This is a genomic window from bacterium (assembly GCA_013360215.1).
Lineage (GTDB): Bacteria > CLD3 > CLD3 > SB21 > SB21 > JABWCP01.
The window spans coordinates 77,317-96,946 of sequence record JABWCP010000002.1; the positions used below are offsets into that span (position 1 = coordinate 77,317).

Genomic DNA, 19,630 nt, shown 5'->3' on the forward strand with positions numbered 1-19,630 from the left:
AAAAAAACATTTTTTAAATACGGTGTGACACGCTATATTCTGCCAGTATGTCATTGATTTAGATAAACTGACGTTTCACCCGTTCATGAAAAAATTCAATATACCTCTTTTTTACCGCAGTTCTATTATCACGGCAATAAAAAATTACCGGCGCACGCTAGATCAACGAAAAAAAGATTTTTCTCCTACACGTCTTGATTTTGGCCCGGTCGAGTTCCTTATTGCACGCCATTTTGGTTTTTGTTACGGCGTAGAAAACGCAATAGAAATTTCATACAAAGCCATTGAAGAAAACCCAGGTAAGCGCGTTTTTTTGCTCAGTGAGATGATCCACAATCCTGAAGTCAATTCCGATCTGCAAAGCCGGGGAGTCCGGTTTATCATGCACACACACGGAGAGCAGATCATTCCGTGGACGGATATCAAGAGCGATGATGTTGTTTTAGTACCCGCGTTCGGTACGACCATCGAAATAGAAAACAAACTCAAGGATATAGGGATTCAATCCTATACCTACGATACGACATGCCCATTTGTAGAGAAAGTGTGGAACAAAGCGGCTCAAATCGGCAAAGAAAACTATACTGTCGTTGTTCACGGAAAACCTTCTCATGAGGAAACACGGGCGACTTTTTCTCATAGCAGACAAGGAGCGCCTACGGTTGTTATTCGCGATATGAAAGAAGCCGTATTACTCGGACGATTTATTATCGGTGAATTACCCCCGGAAGCGTTTTATCAGTCGTTTGAGAATCAGTACTCTGAGGGATTTGATCCGGGTAAAGATCTTAAAAGGATCGGTGTGGTCAATCAAACAACGATGCTAGCCAGCGACACCCAAGCCATCGCAGATTATTTGCGCAATCTTATGATTGATAAATATGACTTGGACCAAGCATCGGTACATCTGCACTTTGCCGAAACAGGCGATACACTATGTTACGCGACCAACGATAATCAAACTTCCACGTATGGATTGTTATCGGAAAAAGCAGATTTAGCCGTCGTTGCCGGTGGATACAACAGTTCCAATACGTCTCACATTGTCGAATTATGTGAAGAAAAGTTACCGACCTTTTTTATTTCATCGGCCGAGAAGATCATCGACTCCCAAACGATAATGCACTGGGACTTTCACCATAAGTTAGAAAAAACCTCTAAGAACTTTATTCCCCAAAAAGAAAAAGTCATCATTCTGCTTACCAGTGGAGCCTCGTGTCCGGATACGATCGTCGAGGGAATTTTGCTTCGTTTGTTGACTTTTTTTTCAAATGCACGTGATTTCGATGATGTGATGCATCGCTTCCAATGATGGTTCTCAAGTTAGCGTAAAATCGCTAACATATTTCAAATATTTTATCTTTTATAAAGACCCCGTGATCAAATCTGTAATAACATATTGCGGGTTTACTTTTTTATTTGTTTTCGGCTCGACGGTATATAGCCAAAACATGGTAAAAGGTTTACCGGTCATTGAGCATTATGCCCCACAAACTTACGGAGCGGGCGTAGACAATTTTTGTTTTGTTCAGGATAAACGCGGTTTTATATATGTTGCCAATGGCTCCGGCGTATTGGAGTATGACGGCATTCAATGGCGATTGATCCCGTTAGAAAATCGCGCGGCCGCCTCATGGCTTACGATCAGTCCGGAGGGGACGATATTCGTGGCCAGTCTTGGTGAATTTGGTTGCTTAGTTCCCGACAGTTCCGGTTTTTTGAAGTATCAATCCCTCGTTAATCGTCAGACTCACCCGCAGTTAAAATTTCAAACATTTTGGGAAATGTGCGCTTCGTCGCAAGCGACGTATTTGCGAAGCTATAGGCATTTAGTGCGATACAAAAACGGCAGCATCAAAGTGTGGCCTGCCGATGGAGACGGATTCGACATCATGGGTATGGTGTATGATACGATATACACACGTATCAAACATGAAACGATTGTTCGAATCATCGGGGACAGCCTTGTACCGTTGCCGGGCGGAGACTTCTTTAAAGAAATAAAAATCAACGGCTTCCTTCCTTATCAAAAAAACAAACTACTTATCGCAACCCGTAAAGATGGTCTTTTTATCTACGATGCCGGCCAAATCAAATCCTTGAAAACGGAAGCGGACGATTACTTAAAAAAATATTTTGTCTATGATACGCGCCAATTGCCGGATGGCGGTTATGTCATCGCGACCTTGCAGGGCGGCGTGGTGTTATTCGATGAAGATTTGCGTGTCAAACAAATAATTGATGAAACTTCCGGTTTGCCTGCCAACGGTGTTAATTCGGTGTTTGTAGATAATAATTTTAATCTGTGGCTGGGCCATAGCTATCACGGCATTACGCGAATCGAGATACACACACCTCTCACGTTGCTCAATGCCTCAACGGGTATCAATGGTCGCGTCAAACGCATGCTGCGCCATAAAGGCACTTTATATGTGATGACCAATAGCGGCCTATTTCGATTGACCGAAAAGGGGAATGCATACCATTTTGAATCACTGCATTCCGGTGCGCCGTATTATTTTGATATGTTTGTTACGCATGGGCGACTGCTGATCTCTACCGGAAATGGTATTTTAGAGGTGAAAGATGATAACGTTTTGACACACACTCCTGTATATACGTATGCTGTATTAAATAGCAATCGAGATTCTAATATCGTCTACGCGAGCGAAGGCCTAGGGATGACGATTTATCGTGTTGGCAAGTCTGAGAAATGGGAACTTGTAAAAACAATATCTTCTGTCAAAGTAGCCGTACGAACTATGGCGTATGACGAATATGGAGACCTTTGGCTGGGTACGGAATATGAAGGCCTCGGGCGTATGCAAATCAATAAAAAGGACCATCTGCCGGATACGGTCGAATTTTTTGATAGCAAATTAGGATTGCCTGCCGGTGAAATTTCAGTATGGTCCACCGGTGCAGCGCCATTATTCTCAGGTCATGACGGATTTTATAAATTTTCCCGTCAGCATCACCGTTTCAATAAATTATCCGAAACTGAAATGGCAATGCATCGAGAAAATAGCGAATATTGGATTGGTTTGAACCAAGGACGGTGGAAGATCACGCCGATGGCTTTACAAATAATGCCTGAAAAAACCATCATCAATAGATTACGTGCTATAAAAAACGCCGTTGATTTTATATATTGGCGCGATACGGACGGTACAGAATGGTACGGCGGTGATTTTCTTATTGCTAAACATAAACCCCAACCCCAAACGCTTTTACCCGAGCGGCCTACGGTTGTACTTCGCCGCGTTATGCAAGGTTTGGAAGTGATTTTTTCAGATGATGAAATCAAAAGAAATCATCAGATCGTTTTTGAATCCGAGCCCACGCAGCCGATTCGTTTTGAATTTACTGCACCTGTTTTTGAAATGCGGCCTCAGTTTCAGACCCGTATTATCGGTTTGAACGAACAATGGGAATCTTGGGGTAACGATCCTGTTCGTTTGTATGAACGTATACCGGCCGGAAACTATCGTTTTGAAGTCAGGGCCCGCGATCATTTTGGACGTATTTCAGAAATAACAGGTGCCGACTTTGTTGTCAATCCACCATGGTATCTTACGCATACGATGCTGATGTTATTTGCATTGGTCATTATCGCCTTAGTTTGGCTGTTTATCCGTTATCGGGAACATCGCCTTAAGCAGATGAATCAGGAGCTTGAACGCCTAGTAGAGGATCGTACGCGTGCGCTTAAAGCCAAAGAGGCACAGCTCATTCAGTCCGAAAAAATGGCAGCACTTGGGCAGATGGTCGGTGGCGTAATGCACGAAATCAACAACCCCTTAACATTTATTCAACCCAATCTTGAGTATGTGCAACTTAATTTAAAGAAATTTATCAGTGATATCGCCGCCAACCCCGTAACTGAAAATCGTCAGGCGGAAATTCGCGAATTTGAGCGCGACACCATCAATGCACTTAAAAGTTCGGCCAAAGGCGCCGAACGCATACGCGATATTGTATCCAGTCTAAAGAGTTTCAGCGCATACGGTAAAAACCAGGTGATGGATGTTCGTTTGGATCATCAACTATCGGGTGTAGTGGATCTTATTTTTAATCAGAATAACGATATTCGTTTTATCCGTTCATTTAACGATACGCGATTTGTACGGATTGATACGATGGAAGTAATGCAATGTGTAGTCGGCATTCTAAATAATGCCGTCGCCGCAGTTCATGATGCACTGGCTGAAAAGATATTATCGCAGGAAAACGCTGAAATACGCATCCTTACTATGGATGGTCCCGATCAAACAGTGATTTTACAAATAGAAGATAATGGTATCGGTATTCCTGAAGCCGTGCTTCCGAGAATATTTGAACCTTTTTTTACCACGCGCACGATCGGTAAAGGAAAAGGGCTTGGCCTCTCGGAAGCCTATGCCGTAATTAAGAAACATCATGGTAATATAGAAGTAACGAGCAAAACGCGAAAAGGTACGCGCGTAATCATCACTTTGCCGTCGGTTTAATGCTATGAAATTTATTGGAACCTTGTAATATAATCTTTCGTACAACCTTAATTCCTAATTCGGTATTTATTTTTTGATCAAGAATCGGAGAAACGCATGCGTCTAATTACTTGGATTTTATTGTTTATCTGTTTTGTTTTTAGTGATAGCATAGCTCAAACATTAACCTTTGAGGAATATGAACCGCCTTCCACGTTGGTTGTGCCCGAAAATTTTAGATACCAATCAAAATATCCTTTCATTGATGTGCACAATCATCAGTTTGAAATGCCCACACAGGATTTAAAATACCTGACCAAACAAATGGACAGTCTCAATATGGCTGTGATGGTCAATCTGAGCGGGCGCGGTTTTAAAAGAGAACAAAATAAGGACGGTTCATTCCGTTTCGGACTTCAAGATGGAAGCTATTTGAAGGGAGCTATAGAGAACGCCCGTAAAAATGTTCCCGGTCGTTTGATGGTTTTTACCAATGTCAATTTTGGAGGTATTGATGAACCCACTTGGAGCGCCGAAGCCGTACGTCAATTGGAAGAAGATGTCAAAAATGGCGCATGTGGTTTGAAAATATATAAAAACCTTGGTATGACTTTTAAAGATTCGAGCGGTAATATCATAGCTGTAGATGATCCGCGAATTGATCCGATCTGGAAAAAGGCAGGGGAATTAGGAATACCGGTACTTATTCACTCGGCAGACCCATTTCAGTTTTGGCAACCCTGGGATAAAAACAATGAGCGATGGCTCGAACTCAAAGAGCGTCCCGATCGTAAACGAGATTCGAGCAAGGAACCTTCGTTTGAGAGTATTATTGCCGCACAACATCGTGTCTTCAAAAAACATCCCAAAACTATTTTTATTAACGCGCATTTAGGATGGATGGGCAATGATCTTGCGAAATTCGGCAAACTCATGGATTCGCTCCCCAATATGTACACGGAGATCGGTGCTGTATTGGCAGAGATCGGCCGTCAACCGCGTCAGGCGAGGGAATGGTTTATCAAATACCAGGATCGCGTGCTTTTCGGTAAAGATTCATGGAATCCTCAGGAGTATTCCACCTATTTCAGAGTTTTAGAAACAAACGATGAATACTTTGATTATTATCGTCGTCGTCATGCTTATTGGAAAATGTATGGTCTCGGACTTCCTGATGATGTCTTAAAAAAATTATATTATAAAAACGCGTTACGCATTATACCGGGCATAGACAAATCGCTATTTCCTAAATAGAAGCATTGAATTTTATAATTTGAACATTCAAAAGCATCGCGATAACAATGCGATGCTTTTTTGTATAAAAACGGTTATTTCTTACGTTTATTGAAACTTTTTATTAAAACCACCGTTTATCCTCCCAACCGACAGCTTTCCTTATAGTTTGTTTTCATTACCGATCAAATAAGTGTCTTACTGAATCGTCTGAATTTGTACATAACACTACAATTTATACCAAAGGATACGGTATGCGCCGCACAATGCTTCTATTATTTGTATGCATTGCAACAATGGCTCAAGCACAGGATTTACCGGAGATTGACGGCTTTATAAGAGAGGGAGAGTGGTCAGACGCAACCGTTTTTTCAGATTTTCATTTGATTTCACCCCGATCTACCGAAAAATATTACGATAGCACGATCGTGTACATAAAACAGTCATCCGATGCCTTGTTTTTTGCCATTCGTTTTTGGCCCAAAGGACGCGTTATATCTCAATCGTTTGTGCGCGATCGCAGTTCGGATGAAGAAAATGAATTTTTTATTCTTTTAGATTTGGAAAACAAACGGCAAAACGGATATTTTTTTGCTTTCAATTTTCTCGGTAATCAGCGCGATATGCGCATGTATAATCAACGCCAAATGTCGCAAGAATGGGATTGGAATTGGCAAAACAAATCTACGATTTTTGAAGACGCCACGCCGGATAAGCCTGGATACATTGAGACGGAAGTACGAATACCTGTGGATAAACTGCAAAATAAAAACCCAAACACCATCGGTATTGATGTACAGCTTTTTGCCTATAAACAAGATGGTACCAGTTATTTTTATTCGATCAGCCCTGAAAGCGAGTTATTATCACTCAAAGGGCCGTATCAAATGCATATATCGCCTTTTGTGGAACGGGCTAACATAAACATGAGCGCTATACCTTATGCCGTAGGATACACGTTTACGGATTCTTCATACGAAGCACGTGTTGGTGGCGAATTTAGTGTAAGTATGGATCGCCATACGCTTAAAGGTACATATAATACAGACGCATCGACATTAGAAGCGGATCCTTTCGTTTTTTCGTTTTACAAACGTAAAGTTTCTCTAGCCGAAAAACGCCCATTTTTCAGTCGTGATCTGGATGTGTACCGATCACCGATAAGTTTGCTTTATACCCGCGGTATAGCCGATATCAACTATGGTGCCAATTATACATTTCGCAGTAATACGCTCAAAGCCGGTGCATTTTATGTAGAAGAAGAGCCGATCCTCGGGGACACTACGCATAATATAAGGCGTTTTATGGCCGTTCGACCTAATGTGGTAACCAAATTTGTCAATTTTGGCGGAACCTTTATCCATAACGAACAAACGGACGGACCGTCGGAAACGATAATAAGCGGTGATGCGCGTGTGGATCTTCCGTCCCGTTGGATTTTTGTGCCACAGTTGGCAACCAACAAAGACGGATATGCTTCTAAAGCGTACTTGTATTACGAATTTAACCCTGCGGGCGGACCGTATGCTGATTTTTCATACACTCGATTTGGAAAAAAATTTGATGGAAGGACAGTAATAAATCTTTTCGGTAAAAATTACGACGAAATATCCAATTCGGTCGGTTATAATTTCATATACAACCGTTCCTATTTTCATCAGATGAATGCACGTGTCGAATTTTACAAAGCCGAATCACTAGATCGTGATTTTATGTTGCAGCGCAATATCAACGGCAACTTCTTCTACAAAGTCAACGATTGGTTAAGCGTCAATCATTATGCTGAAATAAGTAATGCCGATGAAGCCCTAAGCGATACGACCAAAAAAAATCACGATGATTATTCGCAAAAGCACGAAGCTAAAATTTTGATAGGAAATAACGCAATTGTTTTGGGCTATAAAGAAGGTACATATTATGGACGGAAGTTACGTAACCCGTATGCGTCGTACGAATCCATGTTTTTTTCCAGAGTTGGCGTATCCGCTACGGCGTTTCTTGTCGAAAATGAAGCGCGTATATTTAGCGCAAAAATAAATTACCGTATCATGCCTAAGCTATTTTTAAGATCATTGTATCAATGGAAAAGTGAAAAAGGCAATTCCAATAAATACGATAATTTTCAATCATGGAACAGCATGCTCCAGTACGAATTTTTTGCAGGAAGTAATTTGTACTTAGTGCTCAATCTTCAGGGTGAAGACTTGGAGTATGTCGGTAGGTATTGCAAACTCGCTTACGAATTTAATTTCTAGTAACTATTGGGACGAACGATGCATGCGGGACATGCGCAGGATCCAGTCCCGGCTTTGTTCCCGATGCATAAAATAACCGATTTCTAAAATGTTACCGTCCGGAGCACGGAGTCCCTTCATAAGCGAAGTTTTACCTATGGAAGCAACCGGTAAAACAACGCCGATATGTTTAAGCCCGGATTGCGCCGCTTTTGAAAGCCACTCGTTGCGAAGCCAGGCTTGATCATCGCTGTCAAGTACGGTCAGGAGTTCGAAATCAGCATGTAATGCGACACTGCGACGGTTTTTAACGTGTTGTAACGCCACATCAAATGCCGTACGAAACGCGCCGGTGGCTGAAAATTTTTTCCAGACTATTTCCGGTAACATCGGCCCGGAAAGCCATCGTACCGACATGAATAAATCATCATGAAGGGCAACGATCCCATCGTTTGAATCCGGTTGTTGCAAGGGTTGTAAAAGTTTGATAAACGGTTTACCGCACAATATCAAAAAAACAAACAAACTAAAGCAATACCCGATTTGGGTGATACGAAAATTTTTATATCATTCCTTTTAGTTTTGAAAATCGGCGTGTATATTGGTTTTAGTAATTTCACTTCTTTTAAAAATCGAACCCGTTTCCTTAACCCTTTATCACAGGAATATTATTCATGCGACACCTACGCCATTCGTTGATGACCGCACTGAGTATTCTCATAGTATGTTCTGATTACGCAACAGCTCAAAATTTTGAAAAGGATGTTGCGGCAGCCTTTCGATGGCGCATGATCGGACCCTTTCGTGGCGGACGAACTGTCGGCGCCGTCGGCGTGCGTCAACAACCGAATGTATTTTACATCGGTGTTAATAATGGCGGCGTTTGGAAAACGGAAGATTTTGGCCGAACATGGTTCCCGATATTTGACGATCAGCCGACCGGTTCCATAGGCGATATCGTCGTGGCGCCTTCGGATCCTAATATTTTATATGTGGGCAGCGGCGAAGGTTTGCAACGTCCCGATTTATCGGTCGGTGACGGCGTTTATAAATCAACGGATGCCGGTAAAACATGGAAACATACCGGATTGCGTGATGGTCAACAAATCGGCGGATTGGCGATAGATCCCGAGGATCCCAATCGCGTTTTTGCCGCCGTATTAGGCCACCCGTACGGCGCAAATACGGAACGTGGTGTTTTTAGGACGATTAACGGCGGTGCATCGTGGGAAAAAGTTTTATATATCGATGAAAATACCGGCGCCATTCAGGTAACTCTGGACCCCAAAGATTCTAAAACCGTCTATGCTACACTTTGGGCCGCCAGGCAAGGTCCATGGGAAAACGGTTCCTGGCAAGGGCCCGCAAGCGGTCTGTACAAATCGACCGATGGCGGTACAACTTGGAAGAAGCTCACGCAAGGTCTGCCTACCACCAAAGAAGGGCTCGGGCGTATCGGTTTTTGTATCGCACCGAGTTTATCATCCCGCTTATATGCAACCGTTGATTCCCCGGAAAAAGGCGGAATATACCGATCAGATGATGGCGGTAATTCATGGCGTTTGATGAACCCGGATAATCGTCTTTGGGGACGCGGTGGAGACTTTGCCGAAGTCAAAGTAGATCCGCGTAATCCGGATATCGTTTACTCTGCGAACGTAGCATTTTGGAAATCCACCGACGGGGGCAAAAACTGGACGTGCGTACGAGGAGCGCCGGGCGGGGATGATTATCACCGTATATGGATCAATCAGGATAATCCGGATATTATGCTTTTGGCCGCCGATCAAGGTGCGATCATCACTGTTAACGGAGGCAAAACTTATTCATCGTGGTACAATCAGCCGACAGCACAGTTTTACCATGTGTCAACGGATAACGCATTTCCTTACAACGTTCTCGGAGGTCAACAGGAAAGCGGATCAGCCAGCGTAAGTTCACGTGGTCATGGCGGACAAATAACGTACCGCGATTGGTTGCCCGTCGGCGTCGAAGAGTGGGGATATGTGGCCGCTGATCCTCTTAATCCGGACTTGGTCTACGGCGGAAAATTAACCAAATACGATCGTAAAACCGGCCATACCCAATCCGTCGGTCCTTTTCCGACAGGTCATTATCAACCCAATCGCAGTCCGTATCGTTTTTTGAGAACGGCTCCGGTTATTTTTTCTCAAGCGGATCCTACGGCTTTATATTACGCGGGTAATGTATTATTCAAGTCACAGGATGGCGGACACGCGTGGCGGGTTATCAGTCCCGATCTTTCGCGTGAGTCATGGGATGTTCCAAAAAGCATTGGTGTATATACTACCGAATCTATGAAAACCATGCCGCGTCGCGGTGTGATCTATACTGTCGCACCTTCGCCCTTGGACTCGTCGGTGATATGGGCTGGTACGGACGACGGCTTAATCCATATAACCCGGGATGGCGGTAAAACATGGCAAAACGTAACCCCAACTGAAATTACCTCATGGAGCAAGATTTCACTTATAGATGCGGGTCATTTTGATGTCAATACGGCCTACGTTGCGGTCAATCGCATTCGTTTGGATGATATGAAGCCGTACATTTATAAAACGCACGACGGTGGAAAAACATGGATCAAAATAGTCGAAGGGTTGCCCGATGACCCAATTAACGCCGTTCGCGAAGATCACATCAAAGAAGGTTTGCTTATATGCGGGTCTGAACGGGCAGTCTATGCTTCCGTCAATGATGGCCAAAATTGGATTAGCCTTCGAAATAACATGCCTGCTACTTCTATTCGTGATGTTGTAATCAAAGACAACGATATCGTTGCAGGTACGCACGGGCGTTCGTTTTGGATCATGGATGACATAATGCCTCTTCGCCACATCACCGAAGTATCACGTCAAGCACCGGTATGGCTTTTCAAACCATCTAACGCGTACCGTGTTCGTTGGAATCTGTATACCGATACACCGCTGCCGCAGGAAGAGCCGGCGGGCGAAAATCCTCCGGATGGAGCAATCATCTATTATCATCTAAAGCAGGATGCGCAAACCCCAGTAGTCATCGAAATTAAAAATTCGCGTGGTGAAGTCGTACGGCGTTTTTCGAGCAATGATTCGACCCCTATGTCACGGAATAATAATTTCCCATCATACTGGCTTGCATCGCCACAACGTGTTTCCGCCAAAGCCGGATCGCATCGCCTGATATGGGATCTTCGTCATAGTCCATTGCCGACAGAGCCGGAATTTTCCATTGCCGCAATTTATGGTAAGACTACACCTGCGCCGACATCGCCATTGGTCATGCCCGGTTTTTATTCTGTCGTCATTTCAGCTAACGGGTTAACCATGGGTGAAAGTTTAACCCTCGTCATGGATCCGCGTGTACGGATGACGGACACGGAAATAAAAGATCAATTTGATCTGTCAATGCGGTGCTACGAAATAAGAAAAAAAGGAATGCTTGTTACTCGACACATTCAGTCGTGGCGTGCCCAAGCTGATAAATATATGGGGCGGTTAAAAAGTAATTCGAGTGAAATCAAAAAATTTTTAGGTTACATAGATGCTGTCGAAAAAGGTAACGCCTCTACCGGCGATAAAGGGTTGCAAACTATTATGCAATCAACAACCAATATGTTTGACGTAATACAACATGCCGACATGCCACCAACCGCGGCAATGTACAATACCGTTCGCGAAACTGAAAAGAGTTGGGAAAAACTAACGGCTGAATGGGAAAAACTAAAAACCGTGCATCTTGATGCCGTAAATAAGCATTTAATAAAACTTAAATGGCCTGAAATATCAAACCCATGATATCAATTTGATCATTATTCATCATTCATTTAAAATCGGAGAATTACTATGAATGTACGCGTTTGGTTCGTGTTATGTACAATGCTGCTTTCAGCGCAAGGCATTGCGCAAAAGAAAGCTACCGAAACTAAAGATCCCATGCCTTCTTCAACCTTTGGAGGACTCAAGTTCCGTAGTGTCGGTCCTGCTCTGACAAGCGGTCGTGTGGCAGACTTCGCTGTCAATCCTAAAAATATTTTCGAATATTATGTTGCGGTTGCATCCGGCGGTGTCTGGAAAACAACCAATGCCGGTGTGACTTACGAACCTGTATTTGACGGCGAAGGGTCATACTCCATAGGCTGTGTTGCGATTGATCCTTCCAATCCTAATGTGGTATGGGTTGGCAGCGGAGAGAATAACAACCAAAGATCGGTGGCGTACGGCGATGGTATATACAAATCTGTGGACGGGGGAAAGTCCTGGACCAATATGGGTCTTAAAAATTCAGAACATATCGGTCGTATCGCCATTGATCCCAATAATTCAGACATCGTTTACGTAGCGGCATATGGTCCGGTTTGGAGTGCCGGCGGTGATCGTGGTATTTACAAAACGACAGACGGCGGTAAAACGTGGAAGGCCGTTCTCACGGTCAGCGAAAACACCGGATTCAATGAAGTGATCATGGATCCGCGTAACTCCAATGTACTCTATGCGGCAGCCCATCAACGCCGCAGAACCGTTTTCACTTACATCGGCGGCGGTCCCGAGTCTGCGTTGTACAAATCTACAGATGGCGGTGCCAACTGGCGTAAAATCAATTCCGGTTTGCCCACGGTAGATCTCGGTCGCATCGGAATCGCCATTTCACCGGTTAATCCCGACGTGTTGTATGCGATCGTTGAAGCCGCCGAAGGAAAAAGCGGCGTCTACCGTTCCGATAATCGTGGTGAAAGCTGGGAAAAACGTGGAAATAATTCCTCATCCGGAAATTATTATCAGGAAATTTTTTGCGATCCACAAAATATAGACAAAGTTTATTATGTGGATTTTTTTGTAATGGTATCTTTGGACGGAGGAAAATCTTTTAATCCAATCGGTGAAAAATACAAACACGTAGACAATCACGCGCTTTGGATCAACCCAGCCAATACCGGCCATATGCGTGTCGGTTGTGATGGCGGCATATACGAAACATACGATAACGGTGCAAATTGGGAATATAAATGGAATCTTCCTGTAACGCAGTTTTACAAAGTGGCCACAGACAACGCCACACCGTTTTATTATATCTACGGCGGTACGCAAGACAATAACAGCATCGGCGGACCTTCGCGCACACTAAGCGCCAATGGCATCATCAACACGGATTGGTTTATAACCAATGAAGGCGACGGTTTTGAATCGCAAATAGATCCTTTTGATGCCAATATCGTGTACGCACAATCGCAATACGGCGGACTTGTGCGCTACGATAAAAAGAGCGGGGAAGTCATTGACATCAAACCGGTCGAAGGGGAAAACGAACCGGGATTGCGTTGGAATTGGGATGCTCCGCTGCTGGTGTCTCGTCACAAAGCCAATCGTGTGTATTTCGGAGCCAATATCCTTTTCCGAAGTGATGACCGTGGTCATTCATGGAAAGCGATTAGTAAAGACATGAGCCGCGGTTTGGATCGCAATAAGTTATCCGTAATGGGACGTGTTTGGAGTATTGACGCTGTAGCTAAAAACGGCTCAACGGATATTTACGGTCAGCTCGTAAGTATCGCCGAATCACCGTTGGACGAGAATGTTCTTTATACCGGCACAGATGATGGGCTTATCCATGTATCGCGTGACGGCGGCGCATCTTGGACTGTCGTGGACAATATTCCCGGAGTTCCTGAACGCACGTATGTCAATCAAATCATCGCAAGCCAACATGATAAAGGAACGGTATACGCGATTTTCAATCATCATCGCTACGGTGATTTCAAACCGTATATCTTCCGTAGCCGTGATTTTGGAAAAACGTGGTCGGCCATTCAAAACAACTTGCCGGAACGCGGATCAGTTTATTGCGTAGGTGAGGATCATGTGCGCGCTGATTTGTTATTCGTAGGAACGGAATTTGGTGTGTTTTTTACGATTGACGGCGGCCAGAAATGGGTGCAACTCAAATCAGGGCTACCGACAATAGCTGTTCGTGATCTTGAAATTCAACGTCGCGAAAATGATCTTGTCCTCGGTACGTTCGGTCGTGGGTTCTATGTACTCGATGATTACACGCCCCTTCGTCATCTCAAAAAAGAAGACCTTTCCAAAGAAGCTATGCTTTATCCTGTAAAAGATGCGTTGATGTTTTCCGAATCACGCCCGTTGGGACTTAGCGAAAAATCATACATGGGTGAAAATCTATTTAGTACCCCTAATCCGACAGTCGGCGCTGTGTTTACGTATTATCTGGCCGAAGACATCAAAACGGTCAAAGAAAAACGCCGCGCTTCAGAAAAAGAAAAGGCTTCCAAAGGCGAATCGGTATTTTATCCGCCTATGGATTCACTCAAAACAGAGGAACTGCAAACTGAACCGACGTTGGTTTTTACGATTAAAGATGATGGCGGACGTATCGTACGCCGCCTCAAGGCACCGGCCAAAAAAGGTATGAATCGTATTACTTGGGATTTCCGTTATCCATCGCCGGGCCCGGTTACTTTTAATACCCCCGTGTCATATAATTTTTATGATGTTCTTGAAAAAGGCCACGTCGCCATGCCTGGAAATTATAGTGTCACGATGGGTAAAATCGAAGATGGTAAATATACGGAATTGACTCCGGCACAATCCTTTAAGGCTGTTGCTTTGAATGCATCTGCATTGTCGGCCACGGACAAAAATGCATTTGATACGTTTGCGAAATCTGTCTCGGATTGGCGTCGTCAAATCAGTTCCGCCGATGCGTATCGCGGTGAATTGGCAGGTAAAATCAAGTTTATGAAAACTGCTGCATTAGATGCCGTGGAACCCGGATCAGAAATCATTGAAGCCGTTTACGCGGTCGAACGCCGCTTAAAGGAATTTAATCTCAAACTCAATGGTGATAATATCCGCGACAAATATCAGTTTGAACGTGCTCCGTCCGTCAGCGATCGAATTGGTCAAATAGAGTACAGTATATGGAACGCTACCGCAGCACCGACCGAAACTCAAAAACAATCTTTGACTGTAGTAGCCAAACAAACACCGGCGCTTATGGATGAATTGAAATCCATAGACACCGAAATCAAACGTATCGAATCCATGCTTGAGCGTAGTAAAGCGCCTTACACCCCCGGACGTATTCCAGAGAAAAAATAAAAAATAAATTTTATTTTTTAGATTCTAAAGGCTGCCTGACGAATACAAAATTCTCAGACAGCCTTTTTTTGTTTGATTCATGCTTTGATTTTTAGTACTCTTTTTCGGTTTTCTAATCCCGTCTATTAAATAATATCTTCATGACATCCCTCAGAATTTCAATATTCGTATTTTACTTTTTTATTTTGCACGCGCTTTATGCACAGAATGAAGAAGGATTGATTCCCACCCAATATTATTCGACCAGTCAATTTTTTGCGCATAATCAGAATTGGGCCGTAACACAGGATCAGCAAACAGGATTGATCTACGCGGGAAATAATGTTGGCGTGTTGGAGTTTGACGGAGCCACGTGGCGCATCATTCACACGGCAAACCGAACGATGGTACGTTCGCTGGCTTATGATCCGGTTGGTCAACGTGTTTTAGTAGGAGCACAGGGCGAATTCGGTTACCTCAAGCCGGATTCAGTTGGTATTATGCGTTACGTATCATTATCTGCCGCCTTGCCGGAGGAAGCGCGTCGTTTTGTCAACGTATGGCGCATATGGGTTACAAATAAAGGTATCTTCTTTCAAACCAATACGGAAGTTTTTATACTGCAAAACGAAACATTGCGAATCATAAAACCGGATCAGTCTTCATTTCATTTTTCTTTTTTTGCTAACGGAAATATATATGTGACTTTGCGCAATGTGGGTTTGCAAAAATTCAATGGCGATCAATTCGAAACCGTTCCCGGTGGAGATCGTTTTCATAAAACTCCTATTTATGCTGTATTATCGTATGCGCCTGATACCGTATTGATAGCAACACAAGAAGGATTGTTTCTTGGGTTAAATAACGGAGTGATTCCGTTTGGCGAATCCAGCAAATCGTTTCTCAAAACTAAGCGTGTATATAACGGACTGTCCTTGCCCGATGGACGTTTCGCTCTGGCTACCTTGACGGGCGGTGTAGCGATTTTAGATCGTAACGGCACAATCGCACGGGTACTGGACAAAAGCAATGGGCTCGGTGACAACGCAGCAAAAAGTATATTTCTTGACCGGGATAAAGCTTTGTGGGTTCCGTTGGAAAAAGGAATTTGCCGAATAGAATATTTTTCACCGTTCACTTATTTCGATGATCGCGTCGGGCTATTAAGCCAGTTTGAGACTTTCGTACGGTGGAAGGGGAAATTTTATATAGGCACTAAGGACGCATTGTATGTGTTGGATCGCCAACAAAGTTTACATATCCCATACCAATTCAAAACATTATACGATGTACCCGAGGAGCATTGGTCCTTACTGCCGATGGGTGATATTATGTTGGATGCGACATTTCGAAATGGTATTTATGAAATTTCATCCCACGGCAGAAAACGTATTTCACCCAATAGTACGGCGTTTTTACTGCGATCACGATTGGATACGCATCGTGTTTATGCGGCACTCTGGGATGGTTTGTCGTCGGTATATTTGCGTAATGGGATCTGGGTGGATGAAGGTCGTTATGCGGGTATTTCCGACGAAGTGCGCGTCATAGCCGAAGACAGCGACGGTTCATTATGGATGGATCAAAAAACCGGCGGTTGCGCACGTATGTCCCGCATCAACGATAGTATATACGTGCAGCGGTTTTCAGTAAAAGACGGTTTGCCTAACCTGACTATTAATCCTTATTTTTTCTTTGGACGAATGTGGTTTGCTACCGATAATGGCGCACTCTACAGATATGATGAAAAAGCATCACGATTTTATCCTGATACAACGTTGCATCATCGGTTAGGAATCGCAACATCTAAAATGATCTCTCCGATTGGGGAAACATCCGATGGGACATTGTGGTTTGCTTTGGGTAATGACGAATCAATGCGTTTTGAACCTGCCTATGCCGTGCCTGACGGCGATACTTACCGTGTTACAATTTTGGCACATGGACGATTAAAGATCAAACTTTCGCCGGGTAATTTTTTCATTGAAGAAAACGCCGTCTGGTTTTATGGACATGACAATTTTTATCGCGTAGATCGTTTACGCGCCAATGGGCTTTCACATGATTTCAAAGTAAATATCCGTAAATTTACTCTCAACGATTCGTTATTATACGGCGGTGCTCTTCATAGCGCTTTACCGACGATCGTCGTACCGTTCGGAACATCTGTCATTCGGGTTGATTACGCAGCCACGGCGTTTGAAAATCAAAATGATATACATTTCAAATTTAAACTTGATGGGTTTGACGAAGAATGGTCTGCACGTACTACAGAAGCTTTCAAAGAATATACACATCTACCTGAAGGCAAATACACATTTCGCGTCAAAGGTTACAATGTCTACGAATTTGAATCGTCGGAAGCATTCATAGATTTTATCGTTTTACCGCCATGGTATAGGACATGGTGGAGTTTTGTTCTGTATTTTTTTGTCGGAGCAGGGGTAGTGTACGCCGGTTTCCGTTGGCGAGTACGTTTGTTGCGCTTGCGAAATAAAGAGTTATCCGCCAGAGTAGAAGAAAGAACACGCGAACTGGCTTCAGCCAATCACGAGATTGAGACGCAACGCGACTTTCTTAAAAATATGAATCAGCAACTTGAAAGCGCACTCAAAGATCTTCGCGAAACGCAAACACAACTCATCCAAACTGAAAAAATGGCTACTGTCGGACAAATGGTTGCCGGCGTAATGCACGAAATTAATAATCCACTTACTTTTATTTTGCCCAATATCGAATACATCGAAAAAAGCTGGAAAAAATTAGTAATATATACCGAACGTTCCAAACCGCATGTAGCAGGAGCGCAAGATCCGGAACTATTAGCCATTATCCAAGACATCGAACGCGGCCTTCTTATTGATGAAACCTTCGGAGCACTAGATTCCATGCGGCGCGGTAGTCAGCGTATCAAACAGGTGGTCGTCAATTTGCGTGCTTTCGCTGCTATGGACTACTTGCCCAAATCCGAAACCGTAGTGGACGTCCATATTGAGCAGACCGTTGATTTGTTCTTTGGGACTGTAAAGGATATATCATTTGTTAAAAAACTTGCTTATCCGACGCCGATTAGGGTGCGCATTCAGGAGTTCAATCAATCCGTCGTTGCGATACTAAACAATGCTGTGCAAGCTATACGTGATGCGGAAATGCAGGGTACGCTCGAACGGGGAAAAGGTGTTATCGAAATTCGTACCCAATCACATAAAGGCGATGCTAACACACTTGAGTTTAGTATCTCCGATAATGGTATTGGCATTCCGGAAGATATTCTTCCGAGAATTTTTGAACCTTTTTTTACAACGCGGTCCGTCGGTCAGGGCAGGGGACTCGGACTTTCGGAAGTATATGCCGTCGTCCATAAGCATAACGGCCTTATTACCACACAGAGTAAAGTCGGGCATGGGACAACCCTTACCATCACGTTACCGGCTTGATGTCAAAAAAAACTGCGTCGGAAAATATTCCAACGCAGTCTTAATCTTAAAAATAAAAGCTGTATTTATTAATTCTTACAGCACTATTTACTGTCTTGTAATCTCTTAAGTGTATCACCGATACGTTTTTTATTCGCATCGTCTTTGACCAATTTTTGTGCTTTAGTAAAACTTTCAATAGCTCCCTTTTTGTCACCGATAGCCTCAAGCCCGTCACCAAGACTGTCGTAAACATTCCATGAATCTGGAAATTTTTTAGCGTTAGCACGAAAAACTTCAACCGCTTCGGCGGTTTTGCCTTGACCTAGCAATTGATACCCGAATGTATTGAGGTCTGCTTCGGTGGCGTTATCTATAGCTCTTTTTTTGATGGCATCAGCCTCTGTTTTTTTGCCTTGTTTGTCCAAAATAATTGATTTCAGAAAAAAAGCACTTGTGCCGCCGCCGCTATTAATGGCGCGATCAGTCCATGACAAGGCTTCATCGAGTGAATTATTGCGCAGCGCAAACTGTGCGGCCTGTGATAACGAACCATGATCCCACGCTTCACGATTTTTGAGGCGTTGGCGAATATAATTGAGTACGATCTGAGGCGTATCAAAGCTGATTGTAAACGGAACTTTGACTTTTTCCCAGCGCAGATAGGCGATAGTTTTATTGCGATCGGTATTATCGAAACCGTAACTGAGACGATCTTGAGAATCCGCCATCATCTGTGGTTTGACGGTAACACGCAGAGCGTCTTCAGATTCTTCATAAAAAAAACTACCCCATGAAGTATAGTTATTATTAAAAATGATTACCCATTGATCCGTTTCAGGAATCATGTGTATGCTATACGTGCCGGCTTTGAGTATCTGCCCTTCTATTTTAGCATCATGTGTCAAAGTAATCGTCGTATTTTCGTTAGCACCGGCACGCCAGGGCATAGGTTTTCCATGTCCGAATGGATTGCTTTTTTCCATCCCATAGGGTACTAAATTACCCCAAATCTCACGACCATTGACCGCAGGACTACTGTAGGAAATCGTAACTTTGGAAATGCCAACCTCTTGCATGACCATTGCTTCAGGACTGGCATCCGGCAAACGCAAATCCTGCGCTGTAGCCATCATGCCGCAAGCCAAGATTACAAAACATAACAACTTTTTCATGGTTTC

The 19,630-nt window shown here is 43.6% G+C and carries 9 protein-coding genes; 7 read left to right on the plus strand and 2 right to left on the minus strand.

Features of this window, described 5'->3' with window-relative positions:
• Nucleotides 1-85 precede the first annotated feature (85 nt).
• The 4 genes from HUU58_01815 (at nt 86) to HUU58_01830 (ending at nt 7,957) form a co-directional block, all read left to right on the plus strand.
• Nucleotides 86-1,312 (plus strand): 4-hydroxy-3-methylbut-2-enyl diphosphate reductase, encoded by a 1,227-nt coding sequence (locus HUU58_01815; GenBank protein NUN44392.1) that lies wholly within the window; start codon nt 86-88, stop codon nt 1,310-1,312.
• A 139-nt stretch (nt 1,313-1,451) separates the two neighbouring features.
• Nucleotides 1,452-4,490 (plus strand): hypothetical protein, encoded by a 3,039-nt coding sequence (locus HUU58_01820; GenBank protein NUN44393.1) that lies wholly within the window; start codon nt 1,452-1,454, stop codon nt 4,488-4,490.
• Nucleotides 4,491-4,586: 96 nt separating this feature from the next.
• Complete coding sequence (locus HUU58_01825) at nt 4,587-5,723, plus strand: amidohydrolase family protein (GenBank protein ID NUN44394.1); 1,137 nt, start codon at nt 4,587-4,589, stop codon at nt 5,721-5,723.
• A 233-nt stretch (nt 5,724-5,956) separates the two neighbouring features.
• Complete coding sequence (locus tag HUU58_01830; protein NUN44395.1) at nt 5,957-7,957, plus strand: hypothetical protein; 2,001 nt, start codon at nt 5,957-5,959, stop codon at nt 7,955-7,957.
• Nucleotides 7,958-7,960: 3 nt separating this feature from the next.
• On the opposite strand, the gene HUU58_01835 is transcribed toward HUU58_01830, so the two are convergent.
• Complete coding sequence (locus HUU58_01835; GenBank protein ID NUN44396.1) at nt 7,961-8,353, minus strand: hypothetical protein; 393 nt, start codon at nt 8,351-8,353, stop codon at nt 7,961-7,963.
• Nucleotides 8,354-8,724: 371 nt separating this feature from the next.
• On the opposite strand from HUU58_01835, the gene HUU58_01840 reads away from it, so the two are divergent.
• The 3 genes from HUU58_01840 (at nt 8,725) to HUU58_01850 (ending at nt 18,470) form a co-directional block, all read left to right on the plus strand.
• A complete protein-coding gene (locus tag HUU58_01840) occupies nt 8,725-11,733 on the plus strand; it encodes a glycoside hydrolase (protein ID NUN44397.1) in 3,009 nt (1,002 codons plus the stop codon).
• Between the two features lie 48 nt (nt 11,734-11,781).
• Nucleotides 11,782-15,054, plus strand: a complete 3,273-nt coding sequence (locus tag HUU58_01845; GenBank protein ID NUN44398.1) for a glycosyl hydrolase — start codon at nt 11,782-11,784, stop codon at nt 15,052-15,054.
• A gap of 140 nt (nt 15,055-15,194) precedes the next feature.
• Complete coding sequence (locus HUU58_01850; GenBank protein NUN44399.1) at nt 15,195-18,470, plus strand: hypothetical protein; 3,276 nt, start codon at nt 15,195-15,197, stop codon at nt 18,468-18,470.
• A gap of 83 nt (nt 18,471-18,553) precedes the next feature.
• On the opposite strand, the gene HUU58_01855 is transcribed toward HUU58_01850, so the two are convergent.
• Complete coding sequence (locus tag HUU58_01855) at nt 18,554-19,624, minus strand: DUF2911 domain-containing protein (GenBank protein NUN44400.1); 1,071 nt, start codon at nt 19,622-19,624, stop codon at nt 18,554-18,556.
• Between the last annotated feature and the right edge of the window lie 6 nt (nt 19,625-19,630).

Coding starts and splice junctions, on each gene's coding strand:
- HUU58_01820 (NUN44393.1), top strand. CDS start 1,452: ATGGTAAAAGGTTTACCGGTCATTGAGCATTATGCCCCACAAACTTAC.
- HUU58_01850 (NUN44399.1), top strand. CDS start 15,195: ATGACATCCCTCAGAATTTCAATATTCGTATTTTACTTTTTTATTTTG.
- HUU58_01830 (NUN44395.1), top strand. CDS start 5,957: ATGCGCCGCACAATGCTTCTATTATTTGTATGCATTGCAACAATGGCT.
- HUU58_01825 (NUN44394.1), top strand. CDS start 4,587: ATGCGTCTAATTACTTGGATTTTATTGTTTATCTGTTTTGTTTTTAGT.
- HUU58_01815 (NUN44392.1), top strand. CDS start 86: ATGAAAAAATTCAATATACCTCTTTTTTACCGCAGTTCTATTATCACG.
- HUU58_01840 (NUN44397.1), top strand. CDS start 8,725: ATGATCGGACCCTTTCGTGGCGGACGAACTGTCGGCGCCGTCGGCGTG.
- HUU58_01845 (NUN44398.1), top strand. CDS start 11,782: ATGAATGTACGCGTTTGGTTCGTGTTATGTACAATGCTGCTTTCAGCG.
- HUU58_01835 (NUN44396.1), bottom strand. CDS start 8,353: ATGTCGGTACGATGGCTTTCCGGGCCGATGTTACCGGAAATAGTCTGG.
- HUU58_01855 (NUN44400.1), bottom strand. CDS start 19,624: ATGAAAAAGTTGTTATGTTTTGTAATCTTGGCTTGCGGCATGATGGCT.